The 16,919-nt window shown below is 45.6% G+C and carries 18 protein-coding genes and 1 riboswitch; of the genes, 13 read left to right on the top strand and 5 right to left on the bottom strand.

All coding sequences use genetic code 11. The features are described from left to right. Window positions 1-14: 14 nt before the first annotated feature. Window positions 15-1,784 (bottom strand): alpha-glycosidase, encoded by a 1,770-nt coding sequence (locus WFI24_RS02905; protein WP_336758613.1) that lies wholly within the window; start codon window positions 1,782-1,784, stop codon window positions 15-17. Between the two features lie 237 nt (window positions 1,785-2,021). After that, entirely contained in the window at window positions 2,022-3,197 is a 1,176-nt protein-coding gene (locus tag WFI24_RS02900) for a M20 family metallopeptidase (protein WP_336758611.1), read from the bottom strand. A 210-nt stretch (window positions 3,198-3,407) separates the two neighbouring features. Here WFI24_RS02900 and WFI24_RS02895 point away from each other — a divergent pair, with 210 nt between their 5' ends. From WFI24_RS02895 to WFI24_RS02885, 3 genes are all read left to right on the top strand, one after another. Beyond that, complete coding sequence (locus tag WFI24_RS02895; RefSeq protein WP_442956191.1) at window positions 3,408-4,844, top strand: ABC transporter substrate-binding protein/permease; 1,437 nt, start codon at window positions 3,408-3,410, stop codon at window positions 4,842-4,844. Next, entirely contained in the window at window positions 4,831-5,553 is a 723-nt protein-coding gene (locus WFI24_RS02890; protein WP_336758607.1) for an amino acid ABC transporter ATP-binding protein, read from the top strand. Before WFI24_RS02895 ends, WFI24_RS02890 begins: the two co-directional genes overlap by 14 nt. Window positions 5,554-5,770: 217 nt before the next feature. Further along, a riboswitch (cyclic di-AMP (ydaO/yuaA leader) is annotated at window positions 5,771-5,968 on the top strand. 2 nt (window positions 5,969-5,970) lie between these two features. Then, on the top strand, window positions 5,971-6,642 hold the full coding sequence (locus WFI24_RS02885; protein WP_336758605.1) for a 3D domain-containing protein: 672 nt from the start codon (window positions 5,971-5,973) through the stop codon (window positions 6,640-6,642). Between the two features lie 113 nt (window positions 6,643-6,755). On the opposite strand, the gene WFI24_RS02880 is transcribed toward WFI24_RS02885, so the two are convergent. After that, window positions 6,756-7,550 (bottom strand): polysaccharide deacetylase family protein, encoded by a 795-nt coding sequence (locus tag WFI24_RS02880; protein WP_336758603.1) that lies wholly within the window; start codon window positions 7,548-7,550, stop codon window positions 6,756-6,758. 153 nt (window positions 7,551-7,703) lie between these two features. Here WFI24_RS02880 and WFI24_RS02875 point away from each other — a divergent pair, with 153 nt between their 5' ends. From WFI24_RS02875 to WFI24_RS02855, 5 genes are all read left to right on the top strand, one after another. Continuing rightward, window positions 7,704-8,045 (top strand): prenylated flavin chaperone LpdD, encoded by a 342-nt coding sequence (locus WFI24_RS02875; protein ID WP_145322023.1) that lies wholly within the window; start codon window positions 7,704-7,706, stop codon window positions 8,043-8,045. A gap of 111 nt (window positions 8,046-8,156) precedes the next feature. Further along, on the top strand, window positions 8,157-8,828 hold the full coding sequence (locus WFI24_RS02870; RefSeq protein WP_336758600.1) for a PspA/IM30 family protein: 672 nt from the start codon (window positions 8,157-8,159) through the stop codon (window positions 8,826-8,828). Window positions 8,829-8,923: 95 nt separating this feature from the next. Then, window positions 8,924-9,325: a DUF350 domain-containing protein gene (locus tag WFI24_RS02865; RefSeq protein ID WP_145322019.1), complete on the top strand. Its 402-nt coding sequence runs from the start codon at window positions 8,924-8,926 to the stop codon at window positions 9,323-9,325. A gap of 23 nt (window positions 9,326-9,348) precedes the next feature. After that, entirely contained in the window at window positions 9,349-9,855 is a 507-nt protein-coding gene (locus WFI24_RS02860) for a DUF4178 domain-containing protein (protein WP_145322017.1), read from the top strand. Window positions 9,856-9,866: 11 nt separating this feature from the next. Further along, entirely contained in the window at window positions 9,867-10,604 is a 738-nt protein-coding gene (locus WFI24_RS02855) for a DUF4247 domain-containing protein (protein WP_145322015.1), read from the top strand. Window positions 10,605-10,715: 111 nt separating this feature from the next. Here WFI24_RS02855 and WFI24_RS02850 read toward each other — a convergent pair whose 3' ends face one another. Beyond that, on the bottom strand, window positions 10,716-11,006 hold the full coding sequence (locus WFI24_RS02850) for an HNH endonuclease (protein ID WP_336758596.1): 291 nt from the start codon (window positions 11,004-11,006) through the stop codon (window positions 10,716-10,718). Between the two features lie 223 nt (window positions 11,007-11,229). Between WFI24_RS02850 and WFI24_RS02845 the strand changes: the two genes are divergently transcribed. Both WFI24_RS02845 and mobB read left to right on the top strand, forming a co-directional pair. After that, window positions 11,230-12,498 (top strand): molybdopterin molybdotransferase MoeA, encoded by a 1,269-nt coding sequence (locus tag WFI24_RS02845; RefSeq protein WP_336758772.1) that lies wholly within the window; start codon window positions 11,230-11,232, stop codon window positions 12,496-12,498. Window positions 12,499-12,505: 7 nt separating this feature from the next. Beyond that, window positions 12,506-13,039 (top strand): molybdopterin-guanine dinucleotide biosynthesis protein B, encoded by a 534-nt coding sequence (gene mobB, locus WFI24_RS02840; RefSeq protein WP_336758595.1) that lies wholly within the window; start codon window positions 12,506-12,508, stop codon window positions 13,037-13,039. Window positions 13,040-13,226: 187 nt separating this feature from the next. Here the strand turns inward: mobB and xerS are convergent, their stop codons facing one another. After that, window positions 13,227-14,333: a tyrosine recombinase XerS gene (xerS, locus tag WFI24_RS02835; protein WP_145322010.1), complete on the bottom strand. Its 1,107-nt coding sequence runs from the start codon at window positions 14,331-14,333 to the stop codon at window positions 13,227-13,229. 162 nt (window positions 14,334-14,495) lie between these two features. Here xerS and WFI24_RS02830 point away from each other — a divergent pair, with 162 nt between their 5' ends. The 3 genes from WFI24_RS02830 to WFI24_RS02820 all read left to right on the top strand — a co-directional run bounded on the left by WFI24_RS02830 (window position 14,496) and on the right by WFI24_RS02820 (window position 16,846). After that, window positions 14,496-14,984 (top strand): GNAT family N-acetyltransferase, encoded by a 489-nt coding sequence (locus WFI24_RS02830; RefSeq protein ID WP_336758592.1) that lies wholly within the window; start codon window positions 14,496-14,498, stop codon window positions 14,982-14,984. A 78-nt stretch (window positions 14,985-15,062) separates the two neighbouring features. After that, entirely contained in the window at window positions 15,063-15,836 is a 774-nt protein-coding gene (locus tag WFI24_RS02825; RefSeq protein WP_336758591.1) for an SDR family NAD(P)-dependent oxidoreductase, read from the top strand. A gap of 116 nt (window positions 15,837-15,952) precedes the next feature. Next, window positions 15,953-16,846, top strand: a complete 894-nt coding sequence (locus WFI24_RS02820) for an aldo/keto reductase (protein WP_336758590.1) — start codon at window positions 15,953-15,955, stop codon at window positions 16,844-16,846. Window positions 16,847-16,919: the final 73 nt, after the last annotated feature.

The following is a 16,919-nucleotide window of genomic DNA, read 5'->3' as shown; positions in this document are numbered from 1 at the left end:
GACCACACTTGGACTTAGATTTTAAAATGAATGGTCGCCGGATCAAGCTGCCTGTACAAAATCCGGTACCCGTAGGGATCAAGCTTAACATTCATCATGCCATCGGTTGGATACACAGACTCTTCCGTTAAAGCATCCTTCCAGTCTTTGGTTTCCATGGGATGAGAGAGCGTACGATCTTGAGAAGTATTATTCATCCATACAGTAAAGTGGAGGTTGTCATCTACACGTTCGTAAACGATACAGGGATCGTTAGGATCAGCTTTGAGGAAACGGAAGCGTCCTTTGCGCAGGGCTTCATTGCTTTTGCGTAAATCGATCATCAGACGATAGAAATCGTAGAGTTCTCTGTCTTGTTTAACAGGGTCCCATTCCATGCATTTTCGGCAATCCGGGTCAGCACCACCACTAATTCCAACCTCATCTCCATAGAAGATACAAGGTGTGCCAATATAGGTGAAGAGAAATACAACCGATAACTTTAATCGGCGTTTGTCTTCTCCTAACCGGGTGAGCAGGCGAGGGGTATCATGGCTGCAGAGCATATTGAAGATTACTTCGTTGGTTTGTTGCGGATAGCGCATAATCAGTGAACCCATCTCGTTGGCAAAATTATACCCATCCATTGAACCACAGAAGAACTGAAGCACTTTGTCGGCAAAAGGATAATTCATGACGGAATCGAATTGATCTCCCATAAGCCAGGTCAAGGAATCACTCCATACTTCACCAACAATATAAGCTTCAGGATTCGCAGCCTTAACAACCTTGCGGAAATCACGCCAGAAATGGTTGTCCACTTCATTCGCTACATCCAGTCGCCAGCCATCCAGCTTGATCTCCTTGATCCAGTACTCAGCCACATCGAGTAGATAGGCCTTAACCTCTGGGTTGGCTGTATTGAATTTGGGCATGTTGCCATAGAACCCGAACGTATCGTAGGTAGGTATACCGTCCTTAATCTGCAACGGATATTCATTGATGTGGAACCAATCCGCATACTTTGAGTTTTTTCCATGTTGGAGTACGTCTTGAAAAGGAGGGAAGTCTTCGCTGCAATGGTTAAACACCGCGTCAAGCATGACACGTATACCCAGGCGATGGCATTCTTCTGTCACTTGTTTGAGCATGGCGTTATCACCGAAATGGGGGTCTACCTTTTTATAATCAATGGTGTCGTATTTGTGGTAGGAATTAGCCTGAAATAACGGGGTAAAGTAAATGGCGTTCACGCCAAGTTCAGTCAAGTCATACAGATGATCCAGCACACCTTGCAGATCTCCACCAAAATAATTGTCCAACTCAGGTTTGCCACCCCAGTCATGTATTCCTTGTGGATTCAGTTTGGGATCTCCATTGGCAAATCGTTCAGTCATGATCTGATAAAAGACGGCTTCTTTGGCCCATTCAGGCACCTTAAACACATCGATCTCGTGTATATAAGAGAACTCATAGTATCCTCCGGTGGGATAGGGGGTCTCATAATGAATTCCATTATCCGCAAGAAACACATCCTCTGAACCAGCGGTTATCCGAAAAATATAGGTGAGACGTTTGAATTGTGGCTTGACGGCAGCCTCCCAATAATCAAACATGTGATCGGAAGCAGCTTTCTCCAGTTGAATTTCCTTGTAGGTTCCGTTCCAATTGTACTTATCTCCGGTCAGTGCAGTCACGTATTGCACATCATTGCGCTTGGTTCGTACGCGCAGATGTATGGTAGACGAATTATAGGCGTAAGCCCACTTGTCACGAGGGACATGATACATGGCTTCGAGCAGCATGACAGCACCTCCTGAATATAGGATAAGTTATAGCAATATATAACCAAGTTAGCCAGCAAATGAACCATATTTACTGTAATAAAATGTATTATTTTCAGTGTTTTCAAGGCTTTTTTTCATAGCATATCCAGCTTCTTACTGGATATACTTACAGATTATTACGAAAAGGGGTACCCGGAACAAGCTTGAAATTCAAGCCCTCTCAGGGTACCCCTATGCAACGTGCTGAAACAAATGTTAACGAATAGCTTGCTCGAACTCAGTACGGATGGATTGAAGCAGTTCCGGCTGGCTCAGGACGTCGTAGGCTGTTGTAGCGAGTGCCTTGGCTCCCAGAATCATCCCGTCCAGGGCACGCTCTTGGAGTGCAAGATCACGGAAGGCTATGGAGTGCAGTGTGTGCACCTCGTCTACAACACGAATGTAAGGATGGATGGCAGGACATTTCAGGGAAACGTTACCGATGTCCATGGAGCCATGATCGTTACCACTCACAATCTCTTCTTGAGGGATGCCCAGTTCCATCAGATTTTGACTAAAAGCAGCTGAGAATGCTTCATTGGTGACCATCTCGTCATAGGACGTTTCATAGTTGGACGTCACCAGCTTGCAGCCTGTCTGGAGAGCAGAGCCTTCAGCGATCTGAATCACACGTTCCGTGAGGATATTCAGCTCTTTTCTGGTTGCTGCACGTACATAAAATTGAGCGGAAGCATAGTCAGGAATGATGTTTGCCGCTTGACCCCCGTTGTTGATCACACCGTGGATACGAACGGTGCTTTTCACTTGTTGCCGGAATGCATTGATTCCATTGAACGTTTGAATAACGGCATCAAGTGCGTTAATGCCTTCATGTGGACTTGCAGCAGCATGTGAAGATCTGCCATGGAATTCAAATTGTACAGCATCAATAGCCAGTGAACTGCCTGATTTTTCATAGGCATAATATGGATGCGCCATCAGAGCGACATCGCAGTCATCGAACAAACCTGCTTCAGCCATAGGAACTTTGGCACCACGTGTCTCCTCAGCGGGTGTCCCAAACACTTTAATTGTTCCGCCGACTTCATCCAGAATGGATTTTAGCCCAACAGCAGCCCCAAGACTCATCATGCAGATCAGATGGTGACCACAAGCGTGACCGATCTCCGGCAACGCGTCATACTCACACAGTAATGCGATGGTAGGGCCGGGTTTGGCGGCAGAATAGGTTCCAATAAAAGCTGTGTCTAGTCCAAGGATTGGAGCCTCTACAGTGAACCCGTGATAGACCAGTTCTTCTTTTAGACGAGCAGAAGCAAGGAACTCTTCATTTCCCAGTTCGGGGTTGGCACCGATATATGATGAAATGGCTTTAAAACGGGAAGCATATTGATCAATAACCGTCTGGATCTGTGATTTGTTAGATGTCATTAGTAAACTCCTTATGCAAAAATGAAAATAATTCATTGATTATATCATGTTTGCTTCATTTTTTCAGAAACAAGTCAAGATTTGTAATGTCAAAATGCATTGCATAATCATGCATTGTACTTTATAATGACTCAGTCATCAACATGAGAAGCATACAAAGTATTGTAAGGGGAGAGAACAAGGTTGAAATTGATAAGTCGTTACACTATGATGCTGTTGACCTTTGTCGTTCTGCTGACGACTGCCGTTCCTGTGGCACTTGCAAGTGGGACTACAGACAATTCAAGCAGTAAAAAGCTGGTGCTCGGTACAAGTGCCGATTTTGCACCCTATGAATTCCATAAAGTGATCGATGGCAAAGATCAAATCGTTGGTTTTGATATTGCCATTGCCAAAGAAATTGCCAAAGACCTTGGCGCTGAGCTTGTCATTGAAGATATGGGCTTCGACGGACTCCTGCCTGCATTGCAGAGCGGTCGTGTGGATCTGGTCATCTCGGGCATGACACCAACCGATGAGCGGAAGCAAAGTATTGATTTTTCCGACACCTATTACAAGTCCAAACAAGTAATCATGGTTCGCAGTGCGGATAAAGACAAATATCCGACGATGGCAGAACTGGAGAATGAAAAAATAGGGGTTCAGAAGGGTTCCATTCAAGAGACGATTGGACAGAATATCCCAGGAGCGAAGCTTACTGCGCTCGATAAAATTTCTGATATTGTGTTGCAGTTGCAAACGAATCGTATAAATGCAGCAATCGTTGAAGATACCGTTGCTGCGGGATATCTGGACGATGTGATTGCACTTGCTCCTGCTGTTCCTGATGAAGAACAGGTAGAAGCAGCAATTGGAATCCGTAAAGGTAATACAGAGTTGCTAAGTGCGGTAAATGGAACGCTCGAGCGATTGAAAAGTGAAAATAAGATCGAACAGATGGTCACAGACGCCAGTCTCCTGATGGCTGATAAAGTGAACAAATCACAAAATATAATTGAAGTGTTCTGGCAATACAAGAGCTTCTATGCAACAGGTGTAGGATACACGCTCCTGTTATCTGCACTTGGTGTAATATTTGGGGTTATCATCGGACTGATCATCTGTTTGTTCCGTCTGCATGATGTAGCCATTCTGCGTTGGATTGGAACAGCATATGTCGAAGTCATTCGGGGTACTCCGATGCTAGTGCAATTGATGATAATCTATTACGGATTGGCCCTGACATTTGGTATTAATTTTAGTCCCCTTCAAGCGGGTATTATCACACTTTCCATCAATAGTGGTGCCTATCTTGCGGAAATTTTCCGAGCAGGTATTCAAGGGGTGGATCGTGGCCAGTTGGAAGCAGCTCGCTCCCTCGGAATGGGCAGAGGTGCAGCCATGCGTTACATCATATTGCCACAGGCTTTCAAGGCCGTATTGCCGGCAATTGGTAATGAATTCATAACGATCATCAAGGAATCCTCCATTATCTCTGTTATCGGTATGGTGGACATTATGTATCAGGCAAGTGTTGTCAAAAACATTACGTACCAAGGAATGAGTCCGTTTGTTATTGCGGCAGCCATTTACTTTGTATTGACGTTCATTTTGTCCAAGCTGCTGGGACGACTGGAAAGGAAGTTGAGTGCAAGTGATAGACGTTAGACAATTACACAAATCTTATGGAAATAACGATGTGCTTAAGGGCATTAACGTGACCATTGGCAAAGGCGAGGTTGTCGTGGTCATCGGTCCTTCCGGTTCAGGTAAAAGTACATTCTTACGTTGCCTGAACCTCTTGGAACAACCTACATCAGGTGAAATCGATTTTGAAGGTGTTTCAATAACGGACCCCAAGCACAACATTAACGCGACTCGTGAAAAAATGGGGATGGTGTTCCAGCATTTTAACCTGTTCCCACACAAAACGGTGCAGCAAAACATTACAATTGCCCCAATCAAAGTGAAGAAGCAATCCACGCAGGAAGCAGAGAAAATTGCTGCTGATCTGCTTAACACTGTGGGCTTGTACGATAAGAAAGATACATTCCCGAATCAGCTGTCCGGTGGACAGAAGCAGCGGATCGCCATTGCAAGAGCATTGGCCATGCAACCGCATGTCATGCTGTTTGACGAGCCTACTTCGGCACTGGACCCCGAGATGGTTGGTGAAGTGCTGGATGTCATGAAACGCCTTGCAGAAGGCGGGATGACCATGGTCATCGTGACGCATGAAATGGGTTTTGCACGTGAAGTGGGAGACCGGATCCTGTTCATGGATGGCGGGGTTATTGTGGAAGAAGGAACACCAGATGAGGTGTTCGGAGCACCCAAAAATCCACGAACACGTGATTTTCTTGCTAAGGTACTCTAAATTCATGAATCAAATAGCGTTACTGACTTTATGTCGGTAGCGCTATTTTTTTATGCGTAATATCCACTAATGAAATCGAAAAGTAACTTTTCTGTTACCTAATATTATGAATCGGTGTATCCAACATCTCGAAATTATCCAGTATTCTTACAGATGATGACGTGCAGAAAATTATTTGGTAAGAATTACTACAAGTTCAGGTTACAAAATTGTGATATATTGAACTCTGCCGAAACTTCCGGACAGGGAGTGCGGGGGATGTAACAATGCAGATCGTGCAGGGGGAAGATATACGGCACACTGCTTGGGGTGAATTAGGGGTACATAATGATTCCAAATGTAACGAAGAACCTATAGGGTGGGCTCCTCATCCGAATCCGACAACTAACTTCGCAGGCACAATGAGGGAGGAAGACCATGATTAACAAGAAACGTATAGCCAAAACAGCAGTAGCATTATTGACAACAGCAATGCTTATTCAAGCCGTTCCGGCTCACGCAGATTCAGTTCATGTGGCCAAAGAGGGGGATACCTTCTACACCTTATCGAAACAATATGGAGTAGCACTTAACACGTTGGTTAAAGCAAATAACGACATTTCGCCTTACAACATTTATGGTGGTTTGAAAATTACAATCCCCGGCAAAGCAAACAAAGTTGCTGCTGCCGCTACGGAAAGCAAGGCTCAAGCGAAGACGGTTACCACAGCAAGCTTGGACGTTAACGCAGATAACAAAGTGGTTCAAGCCTGGGGCAAAACGTTTGATTACAGTAAAGCAGTGAATGTGAAAGCAACGGCATACTCTGCAGATCCGTCCGAAAATGGAGGATGGGGTCCTGTGGATTACTTCGGCAATGATCTTGAACTGGGTACGATTGCAGTTGATCCAAGTGTGATTCCGCTCGGAACCAAAGTATTGGTCACAGGTCACAGCCATCCAGGATTGCCCAAACAGGCTTTTGTAGCCACAGCACGTGATGTGGGTGGAGCAATCAAGGGTCACCGAATTGATATCTTCATTCCGGGTAGCAAGCAGTCCGTAAGCACATTTGGTTTTCAGGATATCGAGCTGTACATTCTGAAGTAGCAAGTAATTACATCTAATGAATTCAAACAGGGTGTCTGGCAGTCGCTAACTTGCGATTGAACAGGCACCCTTTTAACATTCGTAATCATTTCTTGACACGGATCATGGACATTCTAATCTTTGGCCTTAGGCAATCCCAACATTTCGTCCAACGTGACCAGTTCATATCCGCGGTGACGCAGTTCCTCAATGACTTCGGGCAGAGCCTCAATCGTGCCGTTCAGGTTAGAGCCCACACCGCCTCCTGCATGCTGCAGAACGATGGAACCAGGTTTCACGGCAGATAGGATATTATCTTTCACCTTTTCCTTGGAGAGGCCTTTCCAGTCCAACGAATCCACATTCCAGTTCACAATGCTATAATGCTGTCTGGCAGCCCATTTCAGCTGTTCCTCATTAATGTCACCATAAGGTGGCCGTATCATTTTGGGGGTATATCCCGTGAGGTGGTGAATAATATCGCCGGTATGTAAAATTTGTTTGCGAAAGGCATTCATCGACAGCTTACCGAATTCCGGATGATTATAGCTGTGATTGCCAACGATATGTCCTTCCTTAACCATGCGTTTTACCAGATCCGGATGTTTCTCAGCACGACTACCCACGATGAAGAAGGTAGCTCTGACTTTGTATTTTTTCAATACATCCAGCACCTGCGGAGTAAATCGTGGATCGGGCACATCATCAAAAGTCAGTGCAACCTGTTTGGTTGAAGGACCATTGGTTTTGAACGTATCGGCATATTTTTGACGTAATTGTCCCAATGTCAGTTGTTCTTGTTCCGCGGAATCTGAACCTGATACCGACTCACTTGGCGGGCTTGAAGCATCCCGCGATGAAACAACTGGAGCATGATACCCTCCGAGAAAAATAACGATAACCATCAGCATAATGAGGCGTACGCGCATAATAACGGCCTCCTTTTCCAAAATGACGTTCTCTTTGGTATGCCCGGGGTATCCATAAGTTATGCGTAGTGTGAGAATTTTCATTGCCGATGTAGCTCATGAAAGCCATAATTCCTCCATATATAACATATAGAGAAGGATAGGTGGATGGCTATGAGTACATATGATTTGAAATCGATACGTTTACAGGTGATTGAAGCAGGAGAGGATAAGGTTTTTCTCGTTACCGGAGGAAAGGCGCATATTGGCGCTGTAGCCACGTTCTATGTCGATCATGAGCGGGTTAGTGGGACTACGGTACATATTCCGGGTCATAAGGAACAAGAGCTCTGTGAACGGCTTGCCCGAAAAGCTGCCCTGCAGCTGAAAGTAACCGTTACGGTAATTATGGGTATCCATTTTGATTCCATTACACGGATGCAGATCGACGAAATCGTGCAGACTGCAGAGAGGTTGATGGAGGATCATCTGAATAAGGATAAACAATCTTCCTGACGTAAGAGCAATCGCATGTTTTGATTTTATTTGCTAAAATTGAAACGAGATGTAGATTCTTACGTATGTATAATTATATACGATGTAATATCGACTAGGAGGAATACCATAATGTCCATTTTCAAACGATTGCGTGATTTAACGATGTCTAACATTAATGCCATTATTGACAAGGCAGAAGATCCAATCAAGATGACGGACCAATATATCCGTGACATGCAAGAGGATCTGGAGGATGCGGAGAAAGCAGTAGCCGCACAGATCGCCATTGAGAAGAAATTCAAGCAGTTGTTCGAAGAGCAGGAAGCGCTTGTGAAGAAACGTGAAGAACAGGCGCACACGGCGGCACGTGCTCAGAACCTGGACCTGGCTCGCCGGGCTCTTGAAGAGAAAAAGGTTGCTGAAGAGAAGATGGCTGAGTACAAAACCAGCTATGATCAGAACAAGGCTTCTGCAGATAACCTGCGTGGCAAGCTCGACGAGATGCGTAAGCAGTTGACTCAAATGAAGAACAAACGTGAAACATTGGTAGCCCGCTACAATGCAGCAAAAGCCCAAACGGAAATCAACAAAGCGTTGAATGGATTTGGCTCGGATACGGCAAGTGCCGGCATGAAGCGAATGGAAGAGAAAATGATGCAAATGGAAGCACAAGCTGAAGCAAGCAACGAGATGTCATCCAAAGGCAAGTCGCTTGATGAAGAGTTCGAGAAGCTGGGTAAAGACAAGGCTGTTGAAGACGAACTGGCAGCATTGATGAAACAGTACGATAATAAGAACTAACACCTTGGTTGTCAGCAGGGTTAACCAGCGGAGGAGAAGAGTGTTTCTCCTTCGCTTTTAAATGCGGTTCATGTTGATATGTGGGGGCTGTGTAAATGGATTTGAACATTTTGGCGATGCTGGTCTGGACCGGATCTGGTGCGGTTTTGCTGTTTGTTTTGATGTATGTTGATTCACTGTTTACGAAATATAAGGATTTTGCTGAAGTTAAGGCTGGCAATATGGCTGTTACTACACGTATGGTGATGAAATTATTTGCGCAAGGGTATGTTCTGGCTACGTCCATTTCTACGGCTGGTCACCTGGGAGAAGCACTGTTGGTCTCCGTTGTATCCTTTATCATTTTGTTGATTCTGGAGAGTGTCGTACACTTTATGATTCGCAAATGGGCCACTCTGGATCTGGATACCGGAATTCAGCAAGGGAAGACAGGATACGGGTTGTTCTCTGGCGCTTTACATATCGTGGGCGCACTGATTATTGCAGCTTGTTTATAAGATAAGGAACAGGAGTAATTATCATGAGTGTATGGAAACGTATTAAAGGAATACTAACGAAACCTGAACCGCCGCAGGCAGAGAAAACCATGCTACAGCTTGCACCTGGTGATATCTGTGAGGTTTCTCTCGTCACTTATGAAGTCGTTGGTCGGGTACAAAATCGCGCTCGAAATGCAGTTGTGCTTACGCTGCAGGATGGTACCGCTTTTCGATATTTGCATATTGAAGAACGGGAAATCACCCGTTATGCCTTATACACACCGATTGACGGCAGGCTTGATGCACCTGATGAGGTGCCTACATTACTCGACCTGGATGGCCGTGCATATCATCTGGAGGAAGAATATGGAGGCATGGTATCCACGGCAGGCAGAACTCCCTATGGCCAGGCTGGAGAACAATTGGTATGGCAGTATCAGTCTGATGATAATATGCTTCTTCGCGTGGAGTGGCAAGACAGAAGATTTACACTGTATGAGGGTGAGTCCATTCTTCCTGCTGATATCAAAGTGATTCGTTCGAGCTAGGAGAGGTTCCAATGAAAAAACGCTTGGCACATGGATTAAAATTAATGCTGGTCCTCAGCCTTGTGATGTCTCTGTTGTCCGCGTGCGGAGCACCTTCTGTTCAGGACACATATCCGCTTGAATCGGTTAGTGGCAGTGGTAACTCAACGTCCTATGTGTACCGGGCTTCGGACCGTACGGTTCCGGAAGTGGCTCAGGAATTGTCTGAGCAAAGACAACCGGATCAGATCTCGGCAGAGAACACAGAGCGTATGTTCCTGGTGTACCAGGACGATTATTATCATCTGCAACAAGATCCGAACAAACCGGAGGATACCTTGGTTGAGGTGGACTCAAAGGAATATGTTCGACAGAACTACGATTCATCTTTTTTACAGGGTTATCTGACCGCTACGTTAATTGGTAATCTGTTCGATTCTTTTGGCGGGCGGGGGTATGGTAAATATCGGGGATATACCAATAAAGATACGTATAAACCGAGTGCAGGATCTTACCGTACACCAACGAGTAATGACAAGAAAGTTGCTCCACCCATTACTGTGGATCGGAAAGGTACGATTACAAGGCGCGGAAGCGATAAAGATTCTAGCGTGGGATCTGGCGGCGGATTATTCAATCGGAACAAAGATCAGAGCAAGGGAACCATTGATCGCAACAAGAGCAGTGGTGGGTTGTTTGATTCGCCTAAGAAATCCTACAAAAAACCGAAAACCAGAGTGGGCGGCGGCCGAATTAAGAGGCGAAGATAATAGCATCTAATCATAAGCGTGGCTGCTAAACGAAGTTCATTTTAAGAACAGTGACAAGGGAAGGCGGATTCACCTCTGCCTGCACATTACCTTGGAGCTGTTCTTTTTGGTTTACGATTTGCGAACATGATTGGACTTGCGTACGCGGGGAATCGTTGAAGCAGGCTGTTTGCGAATCCAGCGGATAAATGGAATCATTCGTTCATCTTTTCTCAAGGATTGGAGGTCAGTGAGACCAAGGGTTACAATGTCGCGATTGGTGTATAGCGAATGAATCTGTTTGTGACAGGGAATGCACAGGTTGGCTGTTGGCAGGAATGTTCCGCCCATTTCTTTGGGTGTCAGATGATGGATGGTCGTGTCTACAGGTTCTCTTCCGCATAACTCACATTGGTCACTCATGGTCCTCGCCTCCTTGTATCAATGATATTATGAGCATATGCGCTGGCTTTCATGTTGGATGTAGGCCTTGGAACTGCTGCATCCGTAAGAATTAGAATCTTGTGACAGGAGTCAGTGAGCGATGTACTTGTCATCGAGCAGCTTTCGGGCTACACTTTCTTAAACGATAAGATGTCCCTAGGAGGTAAGAATACTTTTGAAACTGAACTCACATTCACATGATATGACAACTGCCAAGTTCAATCGTACAGCTGTACAGGTACCGGATGCCCAAGCCAAAATAGCTGCACGCGTGACTTCGGGTCCCATAGAGAAAGTTCGCCTTGAATCTGCCCATGGACGTACACTTGCGAAGACTATTCAGGCACCTCACCCGTATCCGTTCTTCCGAAGATCGGGCATGGATGGCTTTGCGATTATAAGCACAGATACTACAGATGCATCAAGTGAGCAACAAATCTGGTTTCGTGTAATTGACGAAATTCCCTGTGGATATACCTCGGACCACACCATCGTATCAGGTACGACTGCTCGCATCATGACGGGTGCACAGGTTCCAGAGGGTGCGGATGCGGTGGTCATGATGGAGATGACCGAGAGCAAAGAAGAGAACGGAGAACAGTGGATTGCATTGAAACGCCAGATAATGTCTGGTGCTAATATTACACCCATTGGACTGGAAGTTCAGGAGGGTCAGCAACTGCTTGAAGCAGGAACGATCATCAGAGCGGGAGAGCAGTCGGTGTTGGCTACTTTTGGCATTGCAGAAGTCCCCGTATTTCAACGTCCTAAGGTAGCGATATTCGCAACAGGCACGGAATTGCTTGATGTAGACGAGCCCCTGCAACCAGGTCGGATTCGAAACAGCAATAGTTACATGCTGCGTTCATTGGTCGTAGAAGCGGGAGGAGAGCCGGTGATGTACGGTTCCATTGCAGACGATGTGAATACAGCCAGGGCCAAACTGGAAGAAGCCATTCAAGATAATGATATCGTAGTGACCACAGGCGGTGTATCCGTCGGGGATTATGATATTATGGGGGAACTTGTTCTGGAAGAACATGTGGAGATGTTGTTTAACAAAGTGACGATGCGACCAGGCAGTGTAACCACAGCAGCTGTGTACAAAGACAAATTGCTTTTTGCGCTTTCGGGTAATCCGGGTGCTTGTTTTGTGGGTTTTGGTCTATTTGTTCGTCCTACCATTCGTTCCATGCAAGCGGATGCCCATCCTTATTTGGAAGAATGGACTGCGATTTTGGAAGAAGGCTACACCAAAGTAAACAATTTTACACGATTCGTACGTGGACGCACTGCAATCCGCAACGGCATGGTGTACGCGAAACCCGCTGCTGCCCGTGTAGATGAATCCAGCGTGATGATTACCATTAAGGATAGTGATTGTCTGATTGTTATTCCACCTGAGAAAAAAGGTATTCCAGCAGGTGAACAAGTGCGCATCCTCAAACTGCCCTCGGGTCATGTGAGGTAGTTGATAGATGAGTATATGGAGTGAAACAAAACCACATATTATACAGATTGTTGGTTACAAGAACACAGGCAAAACGACCATGACTGCCGCGATAATCGAGCACTTTTTCTCTATGGGACTTAAGGTAGCGGCGATTAAGCATGATGGACACGACCACTTTGAGATGGATCAAGAAGGAACGGATTCGTATTGTTTTGGGGAGGCAGGGGCCTCGGCGGTCATTGTCATGTCGGAGAAACGAACAGCAATTATGGAACGACAGGCAACCAGGCTGGAGGATATGCTGAGCCATCTGTCCGGGTATGATTGGATTGTTATTGAAGGATTCAAAGAGGCTTCTTATCCCAAATTCGTGATGGTTCGAGAAGAAAAAGACCTGAATCTAATTGACCGCCTTGAAGGGGTAGTGGGGATGATCTCATGGTTACCTTCAGATCAAGTAATGGAGCCGGGCATTGTAAGCAGAGACATAACGTGGTTCTCGGTTCATGAACCCGAACACATAGCTAAATCGTTGTTAGAGATGGACAAGGGTAAGTAAGTACTTAATGTTGATGATAGACTTAACATGATAAACATAATTTATATTATGTAAACTTAAATTATTTATAGCATTGCTTTGGCGACAGATATCATTCTATCTCCTTAAGAATCCATAAAAAAAGCAGCAGACCTTTCTCGGATCGAAATCCTTGATGCGGTTTGCTGCTTTTCGTTCGTTCAGCGTGTTACATCCCGTCTTCTGTACGACGTTCGATGGCTTCGGACATCGTTTTGTCGGTAAGGTGAGCATAGATCTCGGTCGTTTCCGTAGAAGCGTGTCCAAGCTGCTCTTTCGTTTTATAGATATCATTTTGCAGATAATAGTCAGTAGCGAATGAGTGGCGTAATTTATGCACGGTCAGATAAGGTTTGCCAAAACGTTTGGCGTATTTCATGATCATGGCCTGGATCGCTCTTTTGGTCATACGGCTGCCTTCTGAATCTCCGTTTCGCAATGCAATGAACAGACCCTTCTCCCGCTTGGGCGTACGGTAACGTGATTGCCTCAGATTCATATAGGTCGCGAGTTCGTCCTTGGCCTGTTCCCTGAAATAAACAGGTGTTTTGTACGTCTCATCATTGTTACCTTTGCGATAGACATACAAGAGCTTATTATTCAGATCGAGGTCATCGACGTTTAGATTCACGACTTCCGACACCCGTAAACCTGAATTGAGAATCAGGCTGGCAATACAGGCATCACGTTCTTTGTTAAGTTCATGGGAATACAGCGCCTGCTTGTTCTTCTCCATATCGACAGCGTAACCTTCAAGAATGTATCCAATAAATTCGAGAAGTTCCTCTTCCTCCAGAATTTTGCCTTTGAGTTTGGCAGCAGTGTCCTTGGGTTTATGGGTACGCTTGATCTCAATTTTGGCCATAATATTTCGTTTCAGCAGAGGGTAGAAATCTTCATCTTCCGCAATCTGGCTCAGGTAATGAAAAAGGGAGCGGAGGGAAGAGAGCTTGCGAGAGACGGTAACTCTCGAATTGGTTCCTTCTCGCTTGGTTGTGAGAAATAACCGATAGGCAGTAACTGAATCCATGCGAAGGACTTCCAGTTCAGACAACGTAACTTCTTTATTAGAGCTTGCCTCGGACAGTCCTTCTGCTCGCAACCAACCGAAGAAAGCTTCGTAATCTCTTATATATTCGAGCAGGGTAGAGGGGGACAGATCAGGCAGCTTATAGTCCATAAATTGCTGAACGAACCAAGGCATGGAAGGTAGTTTGTCATCCAGCTTGCGTCGATCGATCTCTTTTTGCACGTTGGTCAAGTTCGGCACCTCCATGTGAAAAACATATGAAATTAATATTCTATGCTCTAGTGTACCATAATTTACATGCTCACAGCTTGTTCACTGAAGTAGGAAGAAGGTAGCGGACGCTTCTTGCCCTTCAGCGCGTAAACCTTTAAAGTAATCAGTATACGTAGAACAGAGGAGGTGAACCGGATGAATATGCAAATAGAACTGGTTCCCCGGGAACGCAGTCAGGTGATTCGGCATTTAATGCAATTTTATCTATATGATTTTACCAAGTATCTAAATATTGATGTTGATCGCAACGGTATTTTCCCCGAATATCCCGGTCTGGAAGCCTTTTGGACAGAGGAGGACCGTAAGTTCCCTTTTTTGATTACAAGTGATGGAGCACCTGCAGGATTTGCTCTGGTGGAGAAAATAGAGCCTGGAAGTAAGGATAATGATTACTATTTGACTGAATTTTTTGTCATGCAAAAATATCGGCGCAGTGGAGTGGGCACTCGGGCAGCATATGAATTGTTTAAACGTTTTCCGGGGAGATGGAAAGTGACTCAGGTTCGGAACAATGTCATTGCCCAGGCGTTCTGGCGAAAAATTATAGGGGAATATACGGGAGGACGCTTTCGAGAGAAGTTCCATCCGGAACTGGGCAATCCAAGCCAGTATTTTGTAACCTGATTCCAATCAAGCTTCACTTACATATAAAGCATTCTACATGAATGCTGAAATAAAGAATCTGAAGAAGGAGTGAGTAACATGAACGTACCTACATTCCATCTCGATGGACAGACAGCACTGGTGACAGGTGCAGGAAGAGGGATCGGAAAAGCAATCGCAATTGGACTTGCCCAGTCAGGCAGTGACGTTGTACTTGTATCTCGAACGATGAGAGAAATTGAGGAGACAGCTGCCTACATCTATGAACAGACAGGGCGTAAAGCGCTCGCTCTAACTGCGGATGTGACATCAAGAGAACAACTGGAAGAGACGTTTCGAGAGGCGATCTCGGAGATGGGCGGTCTGGACATCCTGGTGAATAACGCGGGGATGAACATCCGGACACCAGCACTTGAAGTTACGGATGAGCAGTGGGAGACGATCATGCAGACGAATCTGAAGTCGGCATTCGTCGCTTCACAGTTGGCGGGTCAGCATATGAAAGAACGTGGGGCTGGGAAGATCATCAACATCTCCTCTGTAGGCGGGCATACGGCTCTGCGGACAGGGGTTGTATATGGTGCAACCAAAGCTGCATTAATTCATATGACCAAAGTGCTCGCACTGGAATGGGGGAAGTATGGAATCCGTGTCAATTCAGTAGGGCCATGGTATTTCCGAACACCTCTGACCGAAAAACTGCTGGATGATCCCCAGTATCTGCAGGAGATTGTAAGTCGTACACCGCTTCAGCGAGTGGGAGAACTGGAAGAAGTGGTAGGGCCGGTCGTATTCCTGGCATCAGATGCAGCAGGATACATAACGGGTCAGACGTTATTGGTTGACGGTGGAATGTCCATCTATGGATTTTAAATGAGTGGATTGAAAAAGTGGGTGGTATTACCTACACATGGGTAATAACATAAGGGATGTTAATCTGTATTTCTATTTATCTGTACCCAATTCACTGAACTTGGAGGAAGATAACCATGGAAACGCGCATTTACGGAAACACGGGCATGAACGTAAGTACACTTGGATTCGGCGGAGCGGAAATAGGCAAAAATGTATCCAAATCGGATGTAGAGACATTGCTGAATAGTGCTTTGGATGCGGGATTAAACGTAATTGACACGGCTGAGTGTTACGGTGACAGCGAGGAGTTAATTGGTGAGGTGCTGTCACATCGGCGTGATGACTACTATTTGTTCACCAAATGTGGACATGCTGCCGGGATCGAAGGTCCGGATTGGGATGCCAAAGTGCTGGAGCAAACGATTGACCGTAGCCTGAAACGGTTGAAAACGGACTATGTGGATGTTATCCATTTGCATAGTTGTTCAGAAGAAGTACTTCGACAAGGTGCGGTTATTGAAGTGCTCCAGCGTGTCAAGGAAGCAGGGAAAACCAGATTTATCGGATACAGTGGGGATACAACGGATGCGCTATATGCGATTCAGACCGGAGTATTTGACAGTCTGGAGACGTCACTAAATATCGCAGATCAGGAAGCGATTGAACTGACTTTGCCTGAGGCGAGAAAGCGAAACATGGGTGTAATCGCCAAAAGACCTATTGCCAATGCGGCCTGGACGTATGAAACACTTTCGGAAGAGGCTTATCCCTTCATTTACTGGAAACGCTTAAGTGAACTTAACTATGGTTTCCTCGGTGAAGATGCTCAGGCAGCGGTGGAAACAGCACTGCGGTTTACGCTAAGTACAGAAGGTGTAGACACCGCTATTGTAGGAACAGCCAAGCCAAATCGCTGGCAGCAAAATGCCGACCTTATTGCTAAAGGCGTACTTCCACAGGAATTGTATGATGAGATAAGAGCTCGATGGAAAGAAATCGCCGGACCAGACTGGACTGGCCGGACCTGATTCTTTGCATTTGCCAAATGGATTTTAATTTTGCGAAGCTGCCTATAGGCAGCTTCCTTTTTTGTCATCAACC

Origin of the sequence: Paenibacillus sp. USHLN196 (assembly GCF_037144955.1) — a bacterium.
In the GTDB taxonomy this organism is placed as follows: domain Bacteria; phylum Bacillota; class Bacilli; order Paenibacillales; family Paenibacillaceae; genus Paenibacillus; species Paenibacillus xylanexedens_C.
Note: the sequence above shows the minus strand (reverse complement) of the source record. Positions and strands in the feature narration are given on the sequence as shown.